This window comes from Pseudoalteromonas sp. Ld19, assembly GCF_045064135.1.
In the GTDB taxonomy this organism is placed as follows: domain Bacteria; phylum Pseudomonadota; class Gammaproteobacteria; order Enterobacterales; family Alteromonadaceae; genus Pseudoalteromonas; species Pseudoalteromonas aliena.
In genome coordinates this window covers 153055-178256 of record NZ_JBISHA010000017.1, presented here as the reverse complement: position 1 = coordinate 178256, position 25202 = coordinate 153055, and the positions used below count along the sequence as shown (strand labels likewise).

Annotated in this window: 23 protein-coding genes; 11 read left to right on the top strand and 12 right to left on the bottom strand. The window is 38.5% G+C overall.

Annotation, left to right across the window (positions count from 1 at the left end; all coding sequences use genetic code 11):
- Positions 1-41: 41 nt before the first annotated feature.
- The 5 genes from ACJJVZ_RS05800 to ACJJVZ_RS05780 all read right to left on the bottom strand — a co-directional run bounded on the left by ACJJVZ_RS05800 (position 42) and on the right by ACJJVZ_RS05780 (position 5483).
- On the bottom strand, positions 42-461 hold the full coding sequence (locus ACJJVZ_RS05800) for a group 1 truncated hemoglobin (protein ID WP_405598887.1): 420 nt from the start codon (positions 459-461) through the stop codon (positions 42-44).
- Positions 461-1300 carry a DUF3034 family protein gene (locus ACJJVZ_RS05795; RefSeq protein ID WP_405598884.1) on the bottom strand — a complete coding sequence of 280 codons (840 nt, stop codon included), beginning with the start codon at positions 1298-1300 and terminating at the stop codon, positions 461-463. The genes ACJJVZ_RS05800 and ACJJVZ_RS05795 overlap by 1 nt, the downstream gene beginning before the upstream one ends.
- Positions 1287-3602 (bottom strand): EAL domain-containing protein, encoded by a 2316-nt coding sequence (locus tag ACJJVZ_RS05790; RefSeq protein ID WP_405598882.1) that lies wholly within the window; start codon positions 3600-3602, stop codon positions 1287-1289. The genes ACJJVZ_RS05795 and ACJJVZ_RS05790 overlap by 14 nt, the downstream gene beginning before the upstream one ends.
- Positions 3595-4257 carry a methylamine utilization protein gene (locus tag ACJJVZ_RS05785; protein ID WP_405598879.1) on the bottom strand — a complete coding sequence of 221 codons (663 nt, stop codon included), beginning with the start codon at positions 4255-4257 and terminating at the stop codon, positions 3595-3597. Before ACJJVZ_RS05785 ends, ACJJVZ_RS05790 begins: the two co-directional genes overlap by 8 nt.
- 113 nt (positions 4258-4370) lie before the next feature.
- A complete protein-coding gene (locus tag ACJJVZ_RS05780; protein ID WP_405598876.1) occupies positions 4371-5483 on the bottom strand; it encodes a phosphoribosylaminoimidazolesuccinocarboxamide synthase in 1113 nt (370 codons plus the stop codon).
- A 178-nt stretch (positions 5484-5661) separates the two neighbouring features.
- Here ACJJVZ_RS05780 and ACJJVZ_RS05775 point away from each other — a divergent pair, with 178 nt between their 5' ends.
- Genes ACJJVZ_RS05775 through ACJJVZ_RS05760 form a run of 4 tightly spaced genes read left to right on the top strand, consistent with a single transcriptional unit; the run spans position 5662 to position 9178 of the window.
- Complete coding sequence (locus tag ACJJVZ_RS05775; protein WP_405598874.1) at positions 5662-6735, top strand: CDP-glycerol--glycerophosphate glycerophosphotransferase; 1074 nt, start codon at positions 5662-5664, stop codon at positions 6733-6735.
- A 9-nt stretch (positions 6736-6744) separates the two neighbouring features.
- A complete protein-coding gene (locus ACJJVZ_RS05770) occupies positions 6745-7431 on the top strand; it encodes an ABC transporter ATP-binding protein (RefSeq protein ID WP_405598871.1) in 687 nt (228 codons plus the stop codon).
- The gene (locus tag ACJJVZ_RS05765) at positions 7428-8663 is read left to right on the top strand and encodes an ABC transporter permease (protein WP_405598869.1); all 1236 of its coding nucleotides are present in this window, start codon (positions 7428-7430) and stop codon (positions 8661-8663) included. The genes ACJJVZ_RS05770 and ACJJVZ_RS05765 overlap by 4 nt, the downstream gene beginning before the upstream one ends.
- A 14-nt stretch (positions 8664-8677) precedes the next feature.
- Positions 8678-9178 carry a DUF3299 domain-containing protein gene (locus tag ACJJVZ_RS05760; protein WP_182701518.1) on the top strand — a complete coding sequence of 167 codons (501 nt, stop codon included), beginning with the start codon at positions 8678-8680 and terminating at the stop codon, positions 9176-9178.
- A gap of 51 nt (positions 9179-9229) precedes the next feature.
- Here ACJJVZ_RS05760 and mutM read toward each other — a convergent pair whose 3' ends face one another.
- A complete protein-coding gene (gene mutM / locus ACJJVZ_RS05755; RefSeq protein ID WP_193156245.1) occupies positions 9230-10039 on the bottom strand; it encodes a bifunctional DNA-formamidopyrimidine glycosylase/DNA-(apurinic or apyrimidinic site) lyase in 810 nt (269 codons plus the stop codon).
- The gene (locus ACJJVZ_RS05750) at positions 10039-10554 is read right to left on the bottom strand and encodes a hypothetical protein (RefSeq protein ID WP_405598864.1); all 516 of its coding nucleotides are present in this window, start codon (positions 10552-10554) and stop codon (positions 10039-10041) included. The genes mutM and ACJJVZ_RS05750 overlap by 1 nt, the downstream gene beginning before the upstream one ends.
- A gap of 118 nt (positions 10555-10672) precedes the next feature.
- On the opposite strand from ACJJVZ_RS05750, the gene ACJJVZ_RS05745 reads away from it, so the two are divergent.
- Complete coding sequence (locus ACJJVZ_RS05745; RefSeq protein ID WP_077536067.1) at positions 10673-11599, top strand: manganese-dependent inorganic pyrophosphatase; 927 nt, start codon at positions 10673-10675, stop codon at positions 11597-11599.
- Positions 11600-11885: 286 nt separating this feature from the next.
- On the opposite strand, the gene rpmG is transcribed toward ACJJVZ_RS05745, so the two are convergent.
- From rpmG to radC, 3 genes are all read right to left on the bottom strand, one after another.
- A complete protein-coding gene (gene rpmG / locus ACJJVZ_RS05740; protein WP_004335545.1) occupies positions 11886-12041 on the bottom strand; it encodes a 50S ribosomal protein L33 in 156 nt (51 codons plus the stop codon).
- Between the two features lie 11 nt (positions 12042-12052).
- Positions 12053-12289 (bottom strand): 50S ribosomal protein L28, encoded by a 237-nt coding sequence (rpmB, locus tag ACJJVZ_RS05735; protein ID WP_004335549.1) that lies wholly within the window; start codon positions 12287-12289, stop codon positions 12053-12055.
- A 274-nt stretch (positions 12290-12563) separates the two neighbouring features.
- Positions 12564-13238 carry a DNA repair protein RadC gene (radC, locus tag ACJJVZ_RS05730; protein ID WP_077536068.1) on the bottom strand — a complete coding sequence of 225 codons (675 nt, stop codon included), beginning with the start codon at positions 13236-13238 and terminating at the stop codon, positions 12564-12566.
- Positions 13239-13381: 143 nt separating this feature from the next.
- Here radC and coaBC point away from each other — a divergent pair, with 143 nt between their 5' ends.
- From coaBC to ACJJVZ_RS05705, 5 genes are all read left to right on the top strand, one after another.
- On the top strand, positions 13382-14575 hold the full coding sequence (gene coaBC, locus ACJJVZ_RS05725; protein WP_138584437.1) for a bifunctional phosphopantothenoylcysteine decarboxylase/phosphopantothenate--cysteine ligase CoaBC: 1194 nt from the start codon (positions 13382-13384) through the stop codon (positions 14573-14575).
- 111 nt (positions 14576-14686) lie between these two features.
- Positions 14687-15274, top strand: coding sequence for a nucleoid occlusion factor SlmA (slmA, locus tag ACJJVZ_RS05720; protein WP_077536070.1), 588 nt, complete (start codon positions 14687-14689; stop codon positions 15272-15274).
- Positions 15275-15447: 173 nt separating this feature from the next.
- On the top strand, positions 15448-18222 hold the full coding sequence (locus ACJJVZ_RS05715; RefSeq protein WP_405598860.1) for a prolyl oligopeptidase family serine peptidase: 2775 nt from the start codon (positions 15448-15450) through the stop codon (positions 18220-18222).
- Positions 18223-18479: 257 nt separating this feature from the next.
- Complete coding sequence (locus tag ACJJVZ_RS05710) at positions 18480-19490, top strand: Fic family protein (RefSeq protein ID WP_405598858.1); 1011 nt, start codon at positions 18480-18482, stop codon at positions 19488-19490.
- Positions 19491-20438: 948 nt separating this feature from the next.
- Entirely contained in the window at positions 20439-21065 is a 627-nt protein-coding gene (locus ACJJVZ_RS05705) for a hypothetical protein (protein ID WP_405598856.1), read from the top strand.
- 108 nt (positions 21066-21173) lie between these two features.
- Here the strand turns inward: ACJJVZ_RS05705 and ACJJVZ_RS05700 are convergent, their stop codons facing one another.
- A complete protein-coding gene (locus ACJJVZ_RS05700) occupies positions 21174-22358 on the bottom strand; it encodes an NAD(P)/FAD-dependent oxidoreductase (RefSeq protein WP_405598854.1) in 1185 nt (394 codons plus the stop codon).
- 323 nt (positions 22359-22681) lie between these two features.
- Here ACJJVZ_RS05700 and ACJJVZ_RS05695 point away from each other — a divergent pair, with 323 nt between their 5' ends.
- Positions 22682-24469 carry a S8 family peptidase gene (locus ACJJVZ_RS05695; protein ID WP_405598852.1) on the top strand — a complete coding sequence of 596 codons (1788 nt, stop codon included), beginning with the start codon at positions 22682-22684 and terminating at the stop codon, positions 24467-24469.
- Positions 24470-24554: 85 nt separating this feature from the next.
- On the opposite strand, the gene ACJJVZ_RS05690 is transcribed toward ACJJVZ_RS05695, so the two are convergent.
- Entirely contained in the window at positions 24555-25028 is a 474-nt protein-coding gene (locus tag ACJJVZ_RS05690) for a peroxiredoxin (RefSeq protein WP_405599100.1), read from the bottom strand.
- Between the last annotated feature and the right edge of the window lie 174 nt (positions 25029-25202).

The window sequence follows — 25202 nt, the reverse complement described above, 5'->3', positions numbered from 1 at the left end:
TGAACTCTGGTAATCACTTTATATGTTCTTTTATGAAGTATTTAAATGCTAATAACTTCGCCACGAAGTGGTGCCATTTTAAAAAGAATTTTATTTTGTATTTGATGATTTATGTTTTGGTTATTCATTGCATTAATAAGTAAATCAACAACGTGGTTAAAGTCTTTTTCTGATATATGCATACCCGTATGAATAGCGACCATTGAATCGCCATTATATTTACAAGGGCCTTCGAGTAACATGCACATGTGGGTTATAAAGCCTTGGCGAAAATGCGTAATATTAGCGTGTTCAAAATAATGAAATACCTGCTCATCATTACCTATTTGATCAATAAAGCTATCAATTAGCTTTGCTATGCCGGCTTTACCACCTACCTGCTCATAGAGCGATAATTTAGGTGTATTAGTACAGCCGGCTAGTAACATTACACATAATAAAAATACAGAAAGGTTTTTCATTACCAATACCCTGTTACCGACACATACCAGCCTGTTTGATCATTTGCACCAGCAATTCGTCCTAAATTTAAATATGCAGCAGTGACACTCACACTTTTATTTGGCATCCACGCAATAAACACATCTTTCCAATCTTGCTCACCTAAGTTGAGATTATCTGATTTTTGTCGATACTCTATACCCACCGCCACTTCACGGCTAAAAAATATCGCTGTACTGCCCTCAAACAGTATTTTTGAACCACTATTAGTACTAGCGCTGCCATAACCTAACAAGCCTAATTCGTTTGCTTTGCTATAACGTGTTGTGACGTTCCAAAACCAGTTGTAACCTGCAACTGCACCTAAGTGCAGCTTGCTTGCTGCTAGGTAAAAATCTGTTCCGCTAGTCTCTTTTGCGCCGATTAACTTAGCAACGGCTCCATCGTTTAATGACTTGTGTGTAATTCCTACACTTAATTGCGGCAAAGGACTGTAAACAATATCACCATATAAACGAACTTTAACTCCCGTTATTGATTGCTCTATTTTTGTGCTAAATGCAGGAACATCAAACTGCTGTAATGCATAGCTAAATTCAACGCGGTTAAATACATTAAGCTGCGCACCACATACATCAAGCGTGTAGTCAGTTATATCTGCGCGACTACAAAAACCATTTATCGAAAACTCATCATCACTGGCATACCCAGCAAGTTGCGCCCACGGAACAATACCGCCACCTGCACTCCCCTCTATTTGAGAAACGCCAGGGGTGGCTAATAATTTTCCACTACTGGCGATACTAGGTACGCTTGTTAGTAATAAACAAAAGACTATAAAGTATTTAATTTTTTGCATAATACTCATGCAGCCATTCTTCTAATAGCTCTGCTTTTAAAGGTCTGCTTAAATAGTATCCTTGTGCATGGTCGCATTTCATATTTTTTAATAAATTTAACGAGTCCAATGTTTCAACACCTTCAGCAACAACAGAGAAACCCAACTGGTGCCCCAAAGTGATGGAAGACTGCACTATAAATTGATCTTTTTGTGACTCATCTAATTTTAAAATAAAGCACTTATCTAGTTTTAATTCATCGATAGGCAGCATTTTTAAGCGCCCGAGCGATGTTTGTCCTACACCGTAATCATCTAATGATATTTTAACGCCAATCATTTTCAAATATTCGAGTGCTTTAATGCCTTTTTCTTCATTTTCGATCATATCTCGCTCCGTAAGCTCAATAGTGATCAACTCTGGGGCCACTTTGTATTCTTTAAGTGTATCCACCAATGCGCTATGGAACCCCGGAAATGCAATATCTTGCGCTGATACATTAATAGCGGCTTGTAATTCAATGCCCTTTGATTGCCAATTAGCAACCTGTGCAACAACGGTATTCACAACCCATGCAGTTAACTCTACAATGAGGCCTGATTGTTCAGCCAAATCAATAAATAGCTCAGGATTAACCCAGCTACCATCTTTTCGCTGCCAACGAATAAGCGACTCAACTTTATCTATTTTTTGTGTTTTCATGTGTAATTTAGGCTGATAGGTCATAAATAATTGACCATCATTGTCACTAATCGCTTGTTTTAATTCATCAAGCATAATTAAACGATCTAAATGTGCTTCATCCTCGCCTACTTGATAATAATGAATACTTTCATGCTCATTTGCTGCGCTATCAACGGCAATCAATACACGGCGCATCAGATCATCACTCGCAATACCTTGCGTAGGATACTGAACAATACCGGCACTAAAGCGCAGATTAATTTTTAATTTTTGAATTGTGTAACATGCTTGCAGTTGCGCCATTAACCCTTCAATACCACTTTTAAACTCTTTTGCCGCAACCATTGGAAACACAGTTAAAAATTCATCCCCGCCAATACGTGCATGAAAACCGCCAAGTTCATCCGAAAACTCACCGATACGGCACGCAACCGCTTTTAGGCAGTCATCACCAATACGTGGGCCTAATTTGTCATTGATATGACGCAAACCTTTTATATCGATACCAACTAAGGTGTACTCAGTTGATGGCTCAAGTTGTTCACAAAGTACTTCTAGCATCGCCGAACGATTATAAAACCCAGTAAGTGAGTCATGCTTTGCCTGAAAATTTATTTGCTGTTCACGCTCATGAATATCGTTACCCATGCTGTTGAATGCTTCAACTAAAGTGGTTATTTCTGAACTTTGCTTTTTACCTTTAAATTCAAAGCTATAATTACCTAATGCAAATTGCCTTGCAATGGCTGCTAATTGAGTCAAGGGGGTGGTTAAATTATTAGCCAGTAAACTACTGGTAACTACGCCCACAAATAAGGTCAAAATAGCCAATACCATTAAGGTCAAAAATAGCTTTTCAAAATCGCTATAGCTTTGCGTTAAATCAGCGCTAAGTAATATAATAATCGGATGGCTGTGTAATGAAGGTAGGTTTATATCGCGATTGCGGTACACTAAATATTCACTAAAAAAGCGTGACGTAGTGAGTGTATTAAAATAATTAACAGGATCAAACTGTTCAGGGCGCTTAACTAACGAGCTAATAACCAAGTCATCCGCACTCCCTATAAAGCTCACATCCATACCGGTTAAGTTTTTAAGTTCGCTCGCAACACTATCGTCAATTTTAAAGCCAACCAAACTATAAGCCACTGTACGTGGCGCTTTTACTGGTAGTAGGATAACTTGATAAAGTTCTTTGTTTAATACAACAAAACTAGATTGTTCAGGGGCATTTAATAACTCTTTCATCAATGGTCGTAAATCGTGGGCAAAATGATCTTCACTGGTGTTAGCTGAAATTAGCGTCCCTGACAAATCAATCAACATCATAAGCTCAGCATCTATACGCTGGCTATGATTAAATAGCACACTGCTTATAGTTCCTGCATCACGCGTAGCAACAGCTTGCTTAAAGCCAAAGTCAGAGGTAAGTACCTTAGCTGCTGTTAATAGTAAGCTTTCTTTTGATTTTAAATATTGCTTATAAACGTTTTGCGCTACGCTAATATCTTGATTAACTTTCTCTTCTTGAAATTTACTTGTAGACCACCAAAAACTAAACAAACTGACCATAGTAGTTAATAACACCAAGCCAACACAAAGTATGGTTATACGATTTTTTAAACTATTAGTCATTACCAGCCTTAAATTTACTGCCAAACGTATTACGTGGCGATGGTGATGAAGTATTTATTGTTACTACTAAATCACTTTTATCATTAATTGTTATGATTTTTTTACTCTCCAACGACTCAGTTTGCAAAGGGTGCCATACACTAATTTGCAGAGGAAAATCATTTAAAGGTAACTCAATGCGGCCTTGTTCATCTGTTTTATAAACACGTTCACTGCTTGCTATGTAAATATAGCCAACCATAGAATCATGAATGTTACACCCCAACACAACAACGCCTTGTTGCTCAAAAGTAATTGGATCTTTTGGTTGCCCTGAATATAACTTTAGTTGAAATGGCTTAGCCTGTGAAAAAGAATACACATGATGACGAATGTTATCACTATTAGGAAAATTCACTCGCTGCCCTTTTTGTACAATTAATAGCTCAGGTAAAAACTGTTTGTGAACCTGATCCATAATAGCAACGCTACGAGGAGCTGGCGAATACGGCTTATTTATTTGTTCTAATTCAATTACCGCATCTGCTAATTGTTGACCATATTGATCTTTAACGACTAACTCAATATTTTCAGCCAGAGCTGAGTGACTAAAAAGAAAACAGGTAATTAAAAAACAGTAATTTTTCACACAACGCTGTAATACCCGTTTAAACATAACAACACCCAACGATTAATATTAGGTTAAGTTAATTTGAGACAGGGACTAATTGCAAGAACTATAGCCCAGTAACTAAAAATAAAGACTTAGCCACTGGTCTACTTAATCCTTTAGGATTGCTTTTTAACAATTAGTCCGTAATCGTTATCTAAAATAGCAATCACTTCTTTACGAGGATCTTCAGGGATGACAATCTCTTTGCCAACAATCTTACTAGCAATACCTACGTAGGTGTTTGACACCTCAAGCATTACTGATTCCGGTAAAATGTAATCTTTAGCCAGTTGTTCACGCTCGCCCATGCGATCTTTATTTAATAATACGTCGCTTTCAGGCACATTATTAATAAGCAACTGACGAAAGCCCTCTTTAGAATTTTCGACAATTTTACCTTCACGATAAGAAGCTTCATCCCAAATACGTGATGAATCGGGAGTACCTACTTCATCAATATAAATAAGTTGCTGCGTGCCGTTTAAATCCTCTACATAACCAAACTCAAATTTTGTATCAACAAAAATTTGCGCAAGCTTTGCAAGTTCATCGCTAATTAATTTAAAGCCTTCAACTAATAACTTTTCGTATTTGGTTACATCATCTGCCGATTTAAAATTAAATACGTCTAAGTTATTAGTAATGTTAGCGCGAGTAATATTTACATCATCAACAGCTGGAATGTCGGCAACATCTTCAATAATACCTTTAGTTGATGGTGTAATGAGTACATAATCGAGCTTTTGATTTGCTTTTAAGCCCTCAGGTAAATCAATACCGCAAAAGTTACGAACGCCTTTTGCGTAATCGCGCCACATGCTACCGGTAATATATTGACGTGCAATAGCTTCAACTTTAACAGTACTCGCTTTACGCACAATCCATACATAAGGATGCGGAATATCAACAATATGATTACCCGCAAGGCCTGCTTTATCAAATAACTTAAACCAATGGGCTGCCACTGAGTTTAACGCTATACCTTTACCTGGCACACCGTTTAAGCCATTTTCGCCCTGCCAAATACAATCAAATGCAGAAATTCTATCGGAAATAACCATAATAGCTAATTCAGTCCCCGCAGGTACTTTATAGCTTTTTTCTTTAATTAATCGCGCGCTATCGTCATCAGTTAACCAATAAACTGAACGAACCTTACCGCTATGTACTTCACCTTTGGTACGAATGGGTAAATCATCGTTTACGTCTAAAACTTTATAGCTAGTCATGCTATCTCCGGGGTTAGGGGTGCTCAAAGAGCAAAGTATGGTTTGGGGTTATATGGGCGGTATAATAATCCACCCCATGAAAAAGCTCAATCTTGCACTGAAAACAAAAAACGGTGAATATTTATATAGCTGTAATAATAGGGTAAACTTAGCATGCTAACTAGCCTAAGGAGATACCTTGAACTACCTAACCGCCACAAAAAATAAAAAATACCTAATGTATATTTCTCAAAATTATTCATACGCTATTTTGAGGCCATTACAGCAGCAAATATTAGCGCATGGTGGTCAGGTAAGTTGGTTTTTAGAAGGCAAAGATGTCAATCCAGATTTTTTGACCGATAGTGAAAAGCAGCTTTATTCTATTGAAGACATTCATAAGTGGTCGCCCGATGCTATTTTTGCTCCAGCCAATTTAATACCAACCTTTTTACCAGGCAAAAAGGTTGCAGTGTTTCATGGCTTTGATGCTGGTAAATTAAATAGAAAAGGTGAAAACGATCATCTTAAAGCCAGAGGATGTTTTGATCTTTATTGTACTCAAGGCCCTAATACCACAATCCCATTCAGTGCTTTACAAAAAAGGCTGGGCTACTTTAAAGTAACACAAACAGGCTGGCCTGCTTTAGATCGTCTATTTAAAAATGAACCTACTCGCTCTTACGTAGACGAATTAGATTCAAGGCCAACCGTATTAATATGCTCTACTTTTTCTAAACGACTTTCACTTGCGCCTAAGCTTTATAAACAAATAAAACAATTTAGTGAAACAGGAAAATGGCGCATTTTGATGCAGTTCCATCCAAAAATGCCGCTTGAGTGGGTAAATAAATATAAAGCATTGAGCAATAATAATTTAACCTTTATAGAAACAGATGATGTCATTCCTTTATTAAAATCTGCCGACGTTATGCTATGCGACACCTCGTCTATATTATTAATGTTTTTGTTACAGCGAAAACCTGTCGTCACATTTTGCAATCAAGACCCTAAAAAACATTTACTCAATGTAACTGATGCGAACAAAGTTGAAGGTGCTATAGATAATGCGTTAACTTACCCGCCAGAGTTAATGGAAAATATTGAAAGCTATTGCCAAGAATTACATCCATACTCTGATGGGCAATCAAGTGAACGAGTACTTGTCGCAACCAATGAATTTTTACTAAGTAATGAAAAGTTAAAATCTAAACCGCTCAATTTTATTCGACAATTTAAAATGCGTAAAAAACTTAATTATTGGAAATGGTAAAGCCAAACAATGATCAACCTAACAAACGTCACTTTTAAATGGCATAAAAACGATAACGCCCCCACGCTTAGCATCAGCGAATTAATTATAAAAAAAGGCCAACATGTTTTTTTACATGGCCCTAGTGGCTCTGGTAAATCAACGCTGCTTGCTCTACTTGGGGGAATAAATACCGCCACCAGCGGCGATGTTGTAATATTAAGTCAAAATTTAAATACACAAAGTAACACCAAGCGAGATGCATTTAGAGCGGATCATATTGGCACTATTTTTCAAAACTTTAATTTACTGCCTTATTTAACACCCCTCGAAAACGTGGTTTTAGGGTGTCAATTTTCTAAAATACGTCAGCGCCAAGCATTAAAACACTCCACTACTTTAACCAAAGAAGCCAAGCGCTTACTAAACGCACTTGGCTTAAGCGAGCAACAATATAATAAAAATGTTGCAGAGCTAAGCACAGGTCAACAGCAGCGTGTTGCCGCTGCCCGCGCTTTTATTGGCAGCCCAGAACTAATAATAGCGGACGAGCCTACATCTGCACTCGATACCCAAAACCGTGAAAGCTTTATTAAATTACTGTTTGAACAAGCCAAATACTCAAACAGTACTTTGATGTTTGTAAGCCATGATGAAAGTTTAAAACCGTTATTCGACCGCTCAGTTGATCTTATCAGCTTGCAGGAGCAGCTATGATCCTTGCTAAACTTGCTTACAAAAGCCTATTAAATCGTCGTACCAGTGTGCTTTTAACGCTCTTTACAATCGCCATTAGTGTTATGTTACTGCTTAGCGTTGAGCGTATACGCATTGATGCCAAAAGTAGCTTTAGTAATACAATTTCGGGCACTGATTTAATTGTCAGCGCACGCACTGGCGATATACAATTACTGCTTTCCTCTGTCTTTAGAATTGGCCACACCAACAATAACGTAAGTTGGCAAAGCTATGAATATATAACAAGCCAGCGTGGTGTAAAATGGAGCATACCTATAAGCCTAGGCGACAGTCACAAAGGCCAAGCTGTACTGGGTACAACTCTTGATTACTTTAGCCATTATCGTTTTGCAAAAAAGCAAAGCTTAAGCTTTAACAAGGGTCACGCTTTTAATGCCATTAACGAGGTGGTACTCGGCAATGATGTCGCAACTGCATTAGGGTATAAACTTAACGACTCTATTGTTATATCTCACGGCATGGGCAACACAAGCTTTCATCACCACGACGATAATCCGTTTAAAGTAGTAGGAATTTTAAATCCCACAGGGACACCCGTTGATAAAACGCTACATATACCGCTTGCAGCTATCGATTTAATCCACGGCAACAATTCTGGCGATGACCATGACGAACATAACAGCCTAATTGGCCATCCAAAGCAAATTACTGCGTTTTTAATGGGATTTAAATCGCCTTTATACACATTGCAAATTAGGCGTAATATAAATCAATATAAAAAAGAAGCACTGCTTGGCATTATGCCAACGGTCACACTTAAAGAATTATGGCAAATGCTCGCCATTGTAGAAAAAGTACTGATGTTGTTTTCAGCCGTAATTGTGTTGGTAAGCTTACTTGGTATGCTAACCTCGCTGCTTGCAAATTTAAGTCAGCGTCGACGTGAGCTTGCCATATTACGCTCAGTAGGTGCTCGCCCATGGCAGTTATTTACGCTCATTAGTATCGAATCATTATTTACAACATTACTTGGTTGCATAGTGGGCTGTGCATTATATTACTTAGCACTATTTACAGGTGGCTCTTATTTGCAAAGCCACGCTGGCATTAGCGTTAACATAGCTATGCTTTCTAGCTATGAACTCACACTTATCGGCGTTATTATGATTGCTGGCTTTATTATTGGCTTAATACCCGCTACACGCGCTTACTTTTATTCGCTCAGCGATGGCATGAGTATAAAAACATAATTATTAGGTAGTTTATGACTTTTTTTAAAACAACATTTTATTACAGCGCGCTAGTGTGCTTACTAATAAGCAGCTTTATAAGTAACGCGAACCCACCAAAAGAAATTTTTTGGGAGGACTTAATCCCTAAAAATCACGTACAAATAGACACACAAACTCAAGCTAATCACGACGGTAGTGAGCAAAACTGGGTGCAGCCCGACTTAGATGCCCCCATTGTAAAAGAGCTAAATGGACAATCGGTGAGCTTACCGGGCTTTGTTGTGCCGCTTGAGGGTGACAGTGAAGTCATTACCGAGTTTTTACTGGTGCCGTACTTTGGCGCTTGCATACACGTTCCGCCGCCACCACCTAATCAAATAGTGCATGTAACAATTAAAGGCGGTGTGCCTATTGAAAGCCTATACGACGCAATTGTGGTCACAGGAATAATAAGCACTGAATCATGGTCAGGAGAGATAGCCCAAACAGGCTATAAAATCAAAGCTGTAGGTGTTGCACCATTCGAGCTTTAAAATATACAGTCAATCGAATTAAATTGACCGTATATTTTAAATTCAAGTAATCTACTTTTGGCAGTTTGAGCAAAAAATAGTACTGCGCTGCCCCAATCTAATTTCTTCTAATTCGTTTTCACACGTCATGCACGGTTTTCCTTTGCGTCCATAAACTAATAACTCTTGAGCAAAGTAACCTGGCTTTCCATCGCTTTGTGCAAAATCTTTAAGCGTTGTTCCACCTTGTTTTATGGCCGCAGCAAGCGTGTCTTTTATAATAGGGATAAGTGCCTGATAACGCTTTAGTGATACTTTACCAGCCTCTCGTTTGGGATGAATACCGGCTTTAAAGAGTGATTCATTCGCGTAAATATTACCGACTCCAACAACCACAGCGTTATCCATAATAAACTGCTTTACGGGCACTTTTTTATTGCGCGATTGTTCGTACACGCGTTTAGCAAAAAAATCATCGGTAAGCGGCTCAGGACCAAGCTTAGAGAGCAGCTTGTGTACCTCTCCTGGCTCTTGCCATAAGCAGCAACCAAAACGACGAGGATCGTTTAAACGCAGCGCCTTACCATTACCAAAAATAAACTCAACATGGTCGTGCTTTTTTAATGGCTCAGCTTTATCTACTACACGTAAATTACCCGACATTCCCAAATGCAAAATAGTACTACCAAGTTGGCAATGTAACAGTAAGTATTTAGCTCGTCGTTCAATGCTTGTTACAGTTAACCCTTCTAGTTGATAAACATCATCAGGCACTGGCCAACGCATACTGGCATTGTAAATGTTTACCTTGGTAACAACTTGGTTCTGTACATGGGGAGTGATCCCCATTCGGCTCACTTCTACCTCTGGTAACTCAGGCATTAATTAGACTCACTTTGTGAAAAATCAAAACTAGGAAATAACTGCTTCGCAGTCGCTAAATCAAGCTTAAGTACTCGTTGGCTACTTTTTTCAAGTAAGTAATAATGCGCATTATCTTTATACAACAAATAAATCCATGGCAAACTCTCCCCTGCTAACTCAAATGTAGCGACATATAAAGGCGCTCTAGGACTAAACACAACCGACTCATTAATATTTATAAGCTCAATACTTTGCCAACGGTTGATAAGCTCACCAAGCTGCTGCTCAGACGGCAGCCAACGAAGAGGTAGGTCATTTTGTAACGCAGTTGTACGCCAACTAGTGCCAATTCGTTCAATTTTTTGATCGACAAACTCAAGGGTCAAAACAAAACTCTGTACTGGCAATACCGGCTGCATTGAAGGCGCATCGATATTACTAAAAAGTTGTTTATGCCAGCCATTTAAAAAGAAGATCATAATCAACATCGAAAATATAATAACGTTGTTCCAACCTTTGCGGCCCAGTCGCATATTTACACACCCAATTAATTCAAGAATTTAAAGTGTAACTAAAACTTAATTGCACTGTCTATATGTTAAACCCTACATACTTTGTTAGAATATCGGCAAATTTATAGGAGTTCCGTCAATGTCTATGTATGTAGTGGGCCATAAAATCCCAGATTCAGATTCTATTTGTGGTGCAATTGCACTCGCGTATTTAAAAAACCAAATCGATGAGCCAGCGATTCCAACACGTCTTGGTGAAATTTCACCAGAAACGCAGTTTATCCTTGATAAATTTGGTTTCGAAGCACCAGAGCTAAAATTAAGCTACGCTGGTGAAGATGTTTACATTGTGGATCACACAGAAAAAACACAAGCACCCGATGATATCGACCAAGCTCGTGTTGTTGGCGTGGTAGATCACCATAAGCTAGGTGACTTAACATCATCGACTCCGCTTGAATGTTGGATCCGCCCTGTTGGTTGTTCAAACACCATTATTAAAATGATGTACGACTTTTACAGTGTAGAAATCCCAAAAGACATCGCTGGTATTATGCTATGCGCTATTTTAAGCGACACCGTAATATTTAAATCGCCAACATGTACCACTGCCGACATTAAATGCGTTGAAGCCCTAGCAGAAATTGCAGGCATTGAGGATTTTAAAGAGCTTGGCATGGATATGTTCCGCGTTAAGTCTGCTGTAGAAAACACACCAGCGCGTGACTTAGTAATGCGTGACTTTAAAGATTTCAACATGAACGGTAATTTAGTCGGCATTGGCCAGCTAGAAGTAATCGACCTTGCTGTTTTTGATGATATTAAAGCAGATCTTGCTGCTGATATTGCTAAGCTAAAGCAAGAGGGCAACCGCCATTCTGTATTTTTACTGCTTACCGATATCATGAAAGAAGGCTCAGAAATGCTAATTGTATCTGACGATGCAAACTTAGTTGAGCAAGCTTATGGTGTAAAACCAGAAAATGATAAAGTATGGTTAGATGGTGTACTGAGTCGTAAAAAGCAAGTTGTGCCACCATTACAAGATGCGTTCACAAAAATCTAATAATGTTTTCATTAATTGATTTAAAAGCCTTGTTGGTTATACCAACGAGGTTTTTTATATTATATCGATCTGCTTATATATGGGGTCTATTTAGCGTTAAGAAAATCACGCTAGAACTAGGCAAAATTTTTGTATCTAGTTGTTCTAAATGAAAGTTTTTAAGGACCTTATAGTGCAATTTAATTCGTTAAATTGTTCAAAGATTTATGCAGTTTGGTATTAACCATATTTTAAATAATAAAAAACCCAGCCTAGGCTGGGTTTTTAAATTCTAAAAGAACTAAAATTACTTAATTTTAGCTTCTTTAAAAAGAACATGTTTACGAATCTTTGGATCAAACTTTTTGATTTCCATCTTCTCAGGCATGTTACGTTTGTTTTTGTCAGTAGTGTAGAAAAAACCAGTACCGGCAGTTGAAACTAAACGGATTTTATCGCGCATGATTCAGATCCTTAAACTTTAACGCCGCGAGCACGGATTTCTGTAAGAACCGTGTCGATGCCTTTTTTATCGATAATACGCATACCTTTAGTAGTAGTGCGTAATGTTACAAAACGTTTTTCACTTTCAACCCAAAAACGGTGTGTTTGTAGGTTAGGTAGGAAACGACGTCTAGTCGCGTTTCTCGCGTGTGAACGGTGATTACCAACCGCTGGACGCTTACCTGTAACTTGACATACTTTAGACATGTCTATATATCTCCAATAACTTCGCTCGAGCTTAATTTAATCTAAGGCCGTGTATTTTCGCCCTAGAGATAAATCGAAGGGCGCTCTTTATACAGCTTTTACAGGCAAAGATCAAACACTGATCTATCCAATCAGCTCATATATGTAAATTTGATAGCGGCTAATTATAAAGATCGAATGCCCTTAGGGAAAGTAAAAACTGCATTTAAATTAAACTAATTTGCTAAAACGCGTTAAACAGCTCATTTTTAACACACTTCTGTGCCTAACAAAGCTAAATAAGGCCTCGCTCAGCAAAAGAAACACAGGTTTCCCCACCCACAATGATGTGATCAAGCACACTTATGTCTACCAATTGCAGTGCTTGTTGTAATTTATTGGTTATAAGTTTGTCAGCTTGGCTAGGTTCTGCAATACCGCTTGGGTGATTATGTGCAAAAATAACTGCCGCAGCATTATTTTTAAGCGCCGCCTTTACCACCTCGCGCGGATAAACACTGGCTGAATTAATCGTACCGTAAAAAAGAATTTCATCTTTCACTAATCTATTTTGGCTGTCGAGGTATAACACCATAAACACTTCTTGTTGCAAGCCACGCATTTGAAGAGTGAGATAGTCGTAAACCGAGTTTGGCGAATTAAACACAGCGTCTCGCTGGCAACGTTCCTGCATATATCGCTGGCTTAATTCAAGAACTGCTTGTAGCTGCACATACTTTGCGGTCCCTAACCCCTTTTGAGAACAAAACTCCTCAATACTGGCATTAAACAAGTTATGCAGTGTTTTATTTTCATTAAGTAAATGCTGAGCCAACTCTATTACGTTCATACCAGGTAAGCCAGTGCGTAAAAAAATAGCCAGCAACTCAGCATCCGTTAATGCTTTGGCTCCTTTGGCAATGAGCTTTTCACGTGGGCGAAGTGAATTTGGTAGCGATGTTAATTGCATTATTCATCCTTGCTGAGCAAAAGTGTCTTTTAACTGTAATGCAAATTTTTAAATTAGCCTGATAATTTCAAATTAAAAACTTAGCTGTACAGGTAAAGATTTGTTATTTTAGCCACAATATTAAATAAGGCTTATAGACAACCATGATTGATTTAACCAATAAAAAAATTGTACTGGGTATTACCGGCGGTATTGCAGCTTATAAATGCGCCGAATTAGTTAGACGATTAAAAGACCATGGTTGTGAAGTTAAAGTGGTAATGACCGAATCGGCCAAGCACTTTATTACCCCCTTAACAATGCAAGCGGTAAGTGGTGAAATGGTATCAGACTCATTGCTTGACCCCTCTGCTGAAGCGGCAATGGGCCATATAGAGTTTGCAAAATGGGCTGATCTAATTTTAGTCGCACCCGCAACCTGTAACATTATTGCTAAAATGGCGACCGGTATTGCCGATGACTTATTAACAACGTTACTGCTAGCTACACCAGCTAAAGTAGCCGTTGCGCCAGCTATGAACCAACAAATGTATGCACACCCTGCAACGCAAGCTAATTTAGCAACGTTAAAAGCACGTAACATACTTATTTGGGGCCCAGGTAAAGGAGAACAAGCCTGTGGTGATGTAGGCGCTGGTCGTATGCTAGAACCTCATGAACTTGTTGAGTTATGCATTGCGAAAGAGCGACCACAGTTACTTTTAGGTAAAACAATTACCATAACAGCAGGGCCAACACGTGAGCCACTTGATCCGGTTCGTTTTATATCAAATCACAGCTCAGGAAAAATGGGCTATGCACTCGCACAAGCCGCTTTATTGCTTGGTGCAAAAGTGAATTTAATTTCAGGCCCCGTTAATATTAAGCCGCCAACTGGCGTAAACTTAATTAATATACAAAGCGCTGAGCAACTACTCGCAGAGTCACTTACTTACGCTCCACAATCAGATGCATTTATTGGCTGCGCTGCCGTTGCCGATTACCGGGCTGCGAATGTTGCGACTCAAAAAATGAAAAAACAAGGTGACGAACTTACCCTCACCTTAGTAAAAAACCCTGATGTGATTGCAGCAGTTGCAGGCCTTACTCAAAATCGCCCTTACACGGTCGGCTTTGCCGCTGAAACACAAAATGTAGAAAACTACGCTAAAGGCAAACTCAAAAACAAAAATCTCGACATGATTTGTGCTAACGATGTATCGCAAAGTGGCTTGGGGTTTAATTCTGATCAAAATGCGCTAACGCTTTATTGGCATAATGAGCAGTTAGAATTAGCGCAAAGCAGTAAAGTAGAAATTGCCCGCAAAGTGATCGAGCAACTCGCTAAACACCTATAAAAAGGCTGGAAACAAACTGAATAAAACATTAACATAAGCCATTCATTTGAACAAAAAATGACTAGGGTCCTTAACTGTGCCACTAAGAAATAACTAAAAAAAGGAATGTTCATGCCTGCGACAAAAAAAAGCAATCGCAAAGAGCAAATACTGCAAGCACTCGCACAAATGTTAGAAACCAGCCTAGGACAACGTATCACCACAGCTAAGTTAGCCGCTGAAGTGGGCGTATCGGAAGCCGCGCTGTACCGTCATTTTCCTAGCAAAGCACGTATGTTTGAAGGCCTGATAGAGTTTATTGAAGACACTCTTTTATCGCGCATAAACCTTATTTTAGAAAATGAAAAAGAAAGCCAAACTCGCATTTATAATATTTTGTTATTACTTTTAACATTCGCTGAAAAAAATCCAGGCATAACCCGTATTTTAACGGGCGATGCTTTGCAAGGTGAGCAAGAGCGTTTACGCGAACGTGTGCAGAGCTTTTTTGAAAAACTCGAAACCCAGTTTAAGCAAGTATTGCGTGAGCGAAAACTACGCGAAGGTAGAAATTTTCAAAGCGATGAACTGACGCTTGCAAATTTTTTACTTGCTTATGTTGAAGGTAAAATGAACCAATTTGTACGCAGTGACTTTAAAGCAAAACCAAGCACTCAATTTGAAAAGCAATGGCCTGAGTTACAAAAAATCTGGCTTTAACTGCGACTCTTTGCCAAATTGAATTTATAATTAGCAGATACAAAAAGCGACCTTTTGGTCGTTTTTTTGTATCTGCATGTTACTCATCGTCCCTGCTTGCTATTTATCTGATCTACTCGAAATATTAATCAAACTCGTTACACTAAATAAATGTTAAAAAATGAGAACCTATAATGAAAATAAAGCTCACCTTATTAAGTTCTGCGCTTATTATTAGCTTAACGAGCACAGCTATAAACGCCAAAGACGCATTGCAATTTAAAGATATATTTAATTTTAAATCAGCTAAAAGTACTCAGTTATCTGAAGACGGGAGTATTTTGTCACTCAGTGCAACGCCTTATCGTGGTAATGCCACTGGCCAAGTTTACTCACTGAGCAGTAATAGTTTAATTAGCGAAGTTGAGCGAGGTACTAAACCCGTTATAAATAAAGCTGCAAATTGGGTCGCATTTACGCAAGTACCTACTTTGCTTGAAAAAGAAACCAGCAAGAAAAAAGACACACTAAAAAATAATGTCGTACTCGTAAACACGCTATCAGGCGAACAACAAAGCTTTGCTGACGTTAAAGATTATAAACTGTCAGATGACGGTGCTTGGCTTGCTTATCGTTTAAATAAAGCCGCTGATAAAAAAGATGACGAAAAAGAAAAAAGTGAAAGCACTGGCGACATTAAAGACGAGAGCGCAATTTCACCAGATAAAAAAGATAAAACTTACTCACTCGTTATTATAAATTTAGCCGATAAACGCAGCCACACAATAGAAAACGTATTTAGCTATGATATTAGCGCGACTAACGATCAATTACTGGTTAGCCAAAGTTACAGTGATGGCAATAATAATCAAATAGCGCTTATAAACTTAAATAACTTTCAAAGCACAACCTTAATAGATGAGCCTGGCGTAGTAGCCAGTAAAATAGCTTGGCATCCAACAAATACGAGTGTTGCGTTTACTGTAGGAAATTACGTCAATGACGATACACGCCGCCGCAACTACAGTTTACAGCTATGGAAAAACGAACTTCTTTCAACAATAAGCTCGCCAAATAAAGATTGGACAATAGGTAAAACAGCCACGCTAACATGGTCTGAAAACGGCGAGCGCTTATACTTTGAGAACCAGCCAAAACTCGCAGCGAAAGTAAAAGCAAAAGAATACACTGACGAAGCATCACTTTACGATTTTGATACCATACGTGAACACAAAGGTTTAAATGTATGGCATAACAACGATGCACAAATAAAGCCGCGCGAAGAGCAACAATGGGACGAAGTTAATAAAACTCGCCATTACAGCGCGGTGTACCACGTTAATTCACAAAAAGCGGTACAGCTAAGTACCACTAATATGCCTGAGGTTGCACTAAACTCTGAGCGAGATGTGTCTTTACTTGGCTCATCTAACATCCCCTACCTAGAAAAAATAATGTACGGCGGTTTTTTTGCAGACTACTTTGCTGTAAATATAAATACAGGCAAGCAAACAGCTATTATTAATGACTACCCATTTAGGCCAAGCCTTGCACCTAATGGTGAGTTTGCCGCTTACTTTAGCAATAGCCAAATACAGCTTAAAGATTTAAAAAACAATCAAGTAACCCCACTGACTAAAGCAATTCAGGCCACCTTTGCTGACGATAAACATGACTACCCTTCAACTCAGCCAGGCTATGGCTTTGCCGGCTGGATGCAAGACAGCAGCCAAGTACTTGCTTACAGCAAATACGATATCTGGGCATTTGACGTACAAACTAAGCAAGCAACCCGTTTAACCGATGGAAAACAAAGTAATGCGCAATATCGCGTTGTTAAGCTTGATAAAGACCAAATTGGCTTTAAAAAAGCAGACACCCTGCTTTTATCTGCTATAAACCTACAGACTAAGCAAAGCGAAGTTGCAAAACTCGACTTAACTACAAATACGATCACCAAAGTACTGAGTGGACAAAAACGCTTTGAGCTGGTCAAAAAAGCTAAAAATGCCGACAAGTACGTGTTTACCTCGCAAACTTACAGTCAATTTCCTGATTTCTATCACACTGACTTTAGTTTTAGTGCACCAAAAAAAGTAACGACATTAAACCCACAAATTAATGATTTTGCTTGGGGTGAAAAGCCAGAACTAATAAGCTACAAAGGCTTTGATGGCGAAGACTTGCAAGGCGTGCTTATAAAACCAGCAGGCTATAAAAAAGGTGATAAAGTCCCTGTTGTTGTGTACTTTTACCGTTATATGAGCCAGCGCATGTTTGATTTTCCAAAAATGGAATTAAACCATCGCCCTAACTTCCCTATGTTCACATCAAACGGTTATGCAATATTTTTACCTGATATTCGTTTTGAAATAGGCCACCCAGGCAAATCATCAACACAAACCATGATAAATGCCACCCAAAAGCTAATCGACTTAGGGATTGCTGATCCAAATAAAATAGGTTTACAAGGCCACTCATGGGCGGGTTATCAAAGCGCCTTTATGATCACCCAAACTGATATGTTTAAAGCCGTTGTGTCTGGGGCTCCTGTATCTAACATGACCAGTGCTTACAGTGGTATTCGCCTTAAATCGGGCCTTGCACGCCAATTTCAATACGAAACAGGGCAAAGCCGTATTGGCAAAAACTTATTTGAAGCACCAGAGCTTTACATTGAAAACTCACCGGTGTTTTTTGCAGATAAGGTAAACACTCCCATCTTAATTATGTTTGGTGATAAAGATGATGCTGTTCCATGGCACGAAGGCGTACAGTATTATTTAGCACTACGCCGCGCAGGCAAAGACGCCACCTTTTTACAATATGAAGGTGAACCGCACCACTTGAAAAAATTCCCTAATCAGGTCGACTTTTCAGTGCGTATGATGCAGTACTTTGATCATCATTTAAAAGGCAAGCCTGCCGCCAAATGGATAACTGAAGGAGAAGCATTTATTGAAGAATAAATGCAGTTACTTATTGTTAGCAATCGTGTGTTTGGTTTTAAAGTAATTTTGTATTGTTATTAACAATCATAAAAACACGCCATTTTGAGCCCTCTTTGTAAAGAGGGCTGTTTACCTTACAAATACTTAATAAAAACATAGGATAGATGTAAGGCTTTACTCTTTATTAATAATTTTAAATTATACCAATAGCGCTGACTTTTAAGCTTGATTAGCGTATCTTATAGATCGAGTTTAAGCTTAAAATTTATTATTTCATGAGTCATTTTCAACCTCCCTTTACGATTACAGCAAAAATTATTCATTATATTTCTGATATTGCCGAAGCTCTTGGTAAGTTGTCTGTTTTTTATAATAAAAACGATATACATCAAGACCGCGAAAACATTGTCAAAAATCAGATTCAAAACACTCTTGCAATTGAAGACAGTGATTTAACCCGCCCGCATATAAATACGCCACATCGTGATGACGACTCCTTAGTGGCTGAAATCGCCCAAGAAAAAAACGACATAGCTAACACCTATAATCAATTAGATAATTGGGATACAAACCTTTGCAATGACTTTTTAAGTGCGCATAAAATCCTCATGCTATCGCGAGGAAGTAATGCGGGTCATTATCGAACCAGCAATGTCGATAAAGGTAAAAGATTGCAAATGGCTCCACAAGCTCTGCATATTCCACAAATGATGGAAGAGCTGTTTAGTTGGCTTGCTAGCTCAAACCAGCATCCTCTTATAAAAAGCTCGGTGTTTCACTATGAGCTTAAATTTATACATCCCTTTGTTGATGGTAATAGCCGGATTGGGTGTATTTGGCAAACTCAAATGCTAAAGCAATGGAACCCATTATTTGCTCTAATGCCAATAGAGGGCATCGTCGCGACAAGTGAAGAACAATACCGCACAGCAATAAGTAACAGTACCGAAACAGGTGACTCTTGCGCCTTTATAGAATACATACTAGAAAACGTTTTATGTGCAGTTTTAACATTTGATGATTCATTATTAGACAAAAAACCAACCCCCCAACAAAACCCCACAACAGCAAATCCCCAACAAACCCCACAAGTTAAAGCCTTAATAAACGTACTTTCCCAAGCGGGTGATTCTTTAAATCGAAAGCAATTACAAGTAAAACTAAATTTAAAAGACAGAAAGCATTTTAGAGAACGCTACCTAAAACCAGCTATAGATGCCGCGCTAATTGAAATGACAATACCTGATAAGCCAAACAGCAAATTGCAAAAATACAGGTTAGTTTAATAAAAATAAGCATTTAAATAATGCAGCCATAAGCGCCAGCAGTAGTTTTTTTTAAATGATAAAACGTGAAAGAACAAAGATGATTTATAGCATATACTAAGGTATTAAATGAGGAAGTAATGAATAATTTAACCCGCCAGTACAACCGATAGTTTAATAAAAATCGCATTACTGGCGGTAAAAATAACAACAAAAATACGCTAAGATACAAAGATAAATATGCTTACAATAGACCTAATTTCACTCAGGCTGACTATATTATGACTTCGATATGTTGAATGATAATCAAACAAAGTTAAGCCGCTTACCTTTTATAAAAGTACACATATGTTCAGCGACAATAAAATTAACCCGTAACAATATGTATAAGAATACCTCACAGCCACTGTGAATTTTATAAACCCCATAATACTAAGGGTAATGTAAAAATAAACGTTTCTAAATTTTAACTCAAACTAGTCTTACTATTCATGATCTCCCTTGCTGTAATACTCTGTAATACCATCACAAAAATTCCTTCTATAGAGTGTTTATTTCCGTGAAACTAAACGGACTTATAATTCAACATAACGATAGGAAGAGCAGTGTGGAATTATAGCGATAATCCTTCCTAAAAAAGAAGAATATATAAAACAACTCATGAATTACGGGGTAATCAGAAGTGCTAGGGCGTGTTGACCTTTGTGGATTGAAATTTGTTCAATCTAGGGGCGATTTAATCGCGGCGCGAGGCTTGCCACCTAGTGGGCTAAGTAAAAGCCGAGCAACAAAGAGTTAATCGCCCCTAGAAAGAACCCAAAGGGCTGCGTATGTTTGACATTTATACTGCGTTATCGCCTGCTTATGGGGAATAACCACACGACATAGGCTCTGCCTTATCTAAATACCAAACGTACTGCTGCAAAACAATAGTGCTTAATACTAGAACTCAAAAAGAGAAAATACAAAATGTCTCAAGAAATAATTAAATTAAACTTTATCAACCGCTCTAGCGATATAAATAACAGTGAAGTGGTTATTTTCCAAAAAAACATCGCGGCAACTTTTGACGAACTAACTGTTGCTTGGCGAGTTATTCAAAATTGTGGCCGTAACGATAACCACCCTTTTAATTATTCGTTGCAATTTCAAGTTTGTGCAAGTGATTCATATGGTAACTATTCACCAGAATTGAATGCCTATGAAGGTCAATCCTTTGAAATGGTCAAAAATACCTCTGGTGATGTGTTGCAGTTATCGTCAACACCTGCAGTATCTCCACAGGAAGTTGAAATTAAAAACAATTTAAGTACTGGTGCAATCAGTGGCAACATCTATCGCGATGGTAAATTACTCGCGACAAAAACTAATCTTGTACCTAGTCGAAAAGGGGGATTCCAATTTAAGCCAAGTATTTTTATTGGTGTTGCCTCTCATGTCGAAGAAGGTGAAGTAATAAATTCAGCAATTATTCAACAAATAAATACCGAAATTAACCTCTTTGGTATTCAAAATGCTGACATTGTGATGACTGGCGGTGGTTCAGGACCTAATGCAGCGGCATTTAGCTTTCATTTAGAAAACATTAATAAATAGCAACATCATCCAAATGTTGCAGGCTATTTATTTAGCCTCAACATTTTTATTTTTACACTTATGTGCATCGACAATAAAGTTTGTAACTTTAGAATGATGGCTTAACCGCTAACAATACTGCCCTGCTGCGAAACCACAGCTCCACGCATACTGAAAGTTATAACCGCCTAACCAACCCGTTACATCGGTTACTTCGCCTATAAAGTATAGGCCTTTGGCTTTTTTAGCTTCAAACGTTTTTGAGCTTAGCTCGTCAGTGTTTACACCACCGAGTGTAACTTCTGCTGTTCTATACCCTTCTGTGCCATTGGGTTTAATTTGCCAAGCGTGAATGTAATTTACTAACTCATCTATTTGAGCGTGTGTAAGCTGGTTAATATTACAATCAGGAATAGCTTTACTCTCATGAAGAATTTCTATAAAACGCTTTGGTAGAATAGTCGCAAGGCTATTTTTTAACGACTTTTGAGATTGCGTTTCACGCCAATTGGCAAGTTGCTGTCTTAAGTCTATTTCAGGTAGTAAGTTTATAGTTACAGCTTGCCCTGCTCGCCAAAATGAGCTGATTTGTAGTATTGCAGGTCCCGATAATCCACGATGCGTAAAAAGAATATTTTCTTTAAATACAGTGCCGTCTTCGCTTGAAACGTCACATGGGATACTAATTCCCGAAAGCCCTTCAAAGCGATCTTTATCGTGCTGATGCAAAGTAAATGGCACAAGTGCAGCCATTGTTGGCAATACATTTAACCCAAACTGCTCAGCAACTTTATAGCCAATGGGGGTTGCACCTAGTTTAGGCATCGTTAAACCACCCGATGCAATGACTAACGACTCACAGTAAAGCGTTTCTTGCTCGGTCACTACGCAGTAACCATTATCAGTTTTTGATACGCTGATCACTTCGCTACGTAGCTTGATATTTACCCCAGCCCAGTCACATTCGGTCAGTAAAATATTAACAATGTCTTGTGCGTTATTATCACAAAACAGCTGGCCAAGAGTTTTGTGGTGATAAGCCAAACCATGTCTGTCCACCAGCTCAATAAAGTCATGCTGGGTATAGCGACTTAAACACGATTTAACAAAATGTGCGTTACTGCATAAGTAGTTATCTGGACTCGCATTTTCGTTTGTAAAATTACAACGCCCACCACCACTTATTAAAATTTTACGGCCTGGTTTTTTACCCATATCAAGTACAGTAACGCTTCGACCTCGGTACCCAGCTTGTGCCGCACACATTAATCCGGCAGCTCCCGCGCCTATTACTATTACATCTACTTGGGCCATTAATTTATCTCACTAAAAATTTTTTTCGATTATAGCAAATTTAAACATGTCCAACGTATCGAATTAATTATTAGTAATTACACAACAAATTAAATGTATTTAACTCACTAAAAGCAAAAAAGTATAAATAAACAGCACTTTTAAACTATTAAAAAGAGTATTAAAACAACAAAATGACTATAAAAGCACTGTAAACTCTCGTTATAACCAAATTAAACAGGTACATAATGAAATGATATTTTAACTTAATTAACAGATCGTTTACTTTAATTCCCTTCTCGCAGGTTTAGTCTGCGTAAAAGTTAATAACACTAGGGATAATTATGACAACAACTAAAATCTTTAAAAAATGCGTTATTGCATTAACAGTAAGTACAATCTTTACAGCAACATCAAGTATGGCTAATCCTGCTCAAGCGCTTGCGCCTTCAATGGCTGAAACATCAGCAAAGTTACAAAACCAAAATAGCGCTGAAACACAGTTCATTATTAAATATCAACATAACACTAATGACATGATAAATATTTCATCTGAAAATACCGATTCTGTAAGCATGAATAAGCGAGCACAAAATTTTGTTAAAAGCTTCTCTTCCAAAAATGGGAAAGTAAAGGGTAAATATGTACGCGCTATGGCACTTAGTAACCACCATGTAGTACGTGCAGATAAAAAGCTTAACGCAGAAGAAGCACAAGAGTTTATGCAAGATCTCGTTGGCTCAGGTAATGTTGAGTATATTGAAGTTGACCAAATGTTACAGCCGTTTTCAACACCTAATGATCCGCGTTTTGATGATCAATGGCATTATTATGAGCAAGCAGGTGGCCTAAATTTACCTACCGCTTGGGATAGCGCAACGGGTAATGGTGTGGTTGTGGCAGTACTTGATACCGGCTATCGCCCTCATGCTGATTTAAACGCAAACCTTTTACAAGGTTACGATATGATTTCAAATCTATCGGTCGCAAATGACGGTGGTGGTCGTGATAGCGATGCTCGCGATCCTGGTGATGCGATTGCTACAAATGAATGTGGCACTAATGATGCTAAGAGCTCTAGCTGGCATGGTACTCATGTAGCCGGCACCGTTGCCGCAGTTACTAATAATGGTGAAGGTGTTGCAGGTGTTGCTTACGACGCCAAAGTAGTACCAGTGCGTGTATTAGGTAAATGTGGTGGTTTAACTTCTGATATTGCTGATGGTATTATTTGGGCAGCTGGCGGTAATCTATCTGGCGTGCCAGCAAACGCTAACCCTGCCGATGTTATTAACATGAGTTTAGGTGGCAGCGGGTCATGTAGCTCTACGACTCAAAGCGCAATTAATGCGGCACGAAGCAACGGCGCAGTGGTTGTTATTGCCGCAGGTAACGACAATGATAATTCAGCAAACTACAACCCAGGTAACTGTAATGGTGTAATAAATGTTGCTGCTGTAGGTCGCAGCGGTGGTCGTGCATATTACTCTAATTACGGAAGCAATATTGATGTTGCAGCACCTGGCGGCGCGCAAAGTTTTGCAAACGACTCAGAAGGTGTTTTATCTACCTACAATACAGGTTCATCAAGCCCTTCACGTGACAGCTATAGTTATTCGCAAGGCACATCAATGGCTGCACCACATGTAGCGGGTGTTGCTGCACTTATTAAACAAGCTAAGCCTAATGCGACGCCTGATGAAATAGAAAATATTTTAAAATCAACAACCCGCTCATTCCCTGCAAGCTGTACTAACTGTGGTACAGGTATTGTTGATGCGGCCGCCGCCGTTGCAGCTGCGGGCGGAACAGATACGACTAAACCGGAAGCAGGTGGTGGTTCTGTAAGTGATGTAAATATTAGTGCAGGTCAATGGAAACATTACACATTAGATGTCCCTGCTAACATGTCTACATTTACAGTGACAACCTCAGGCGGTAGTGGAGATGCTGATTTACATGTTAAATTTGCTAGCCAGCCAACAGCCTCAAATTATGACTGTCGCCCGTATGAAGATGGTAATGAAGAAACATGCACATTTAGCAGCCCGCAAGCCGGTAAATGGCATATCAGCATTAACGCATACAGTCGCGTTTCTGGTTTAACAATTAGCGGCCAATATAAGCCATAAATAATTAAAAATAATATTATAAAAAGAAAACCCCGATTGTTAAAGTCGGGGTTTTATATTACTCAAACACATGAAATATTTAAATTTATAGTTTTTCTAGAATAGTTTCTGCACGGCTAATAGCAAATTCTTTGTCTTGCTCTACAAACAAACCCGTTACGACACTATTTTCAACTATCATAGCGTAACGCATCGAACGGATCCCACCAAAACCAGCAGTATCTTTATCAAGTCCTAATGCCTTAGTAAAACTAGCATCGCCATCACCCAGCATTAAAATTTCTTCTGCATTTTGAGAATCCCCCCATGCTTTCATTACAAACGCGTCGTTTACTGATACACAATAAATGGCATCAACGCCCTTTGCTTTAATTTCATCTGCAAGCGTTATAAATTCAGGTAGGTGGGCATTAGAACAAGTGGGTGTAAATGCACCTGGCACCGCAAATAACACTACTTTTTTACCTTCAAATAAATCATTATTAGTCAGCGTTTTCATACCACCATCGGTTAACTGCGACAGAGTAATTACAGGGAGTACTTGGCCTTGTTCAATCATCATAAATCCTTAAAAAATTGTAGTACCCACTTCATTAAAAATATGATCATTTTAACAAGTAAAATAAATCACCAATTTAATACACTTGGGATAGGAGTAACCAGGGTCTATTGACCTTTGTGGATTAAAATTTGTTCTATCTAGGGACTGCGCATGTTTGACATTTATGCTGCG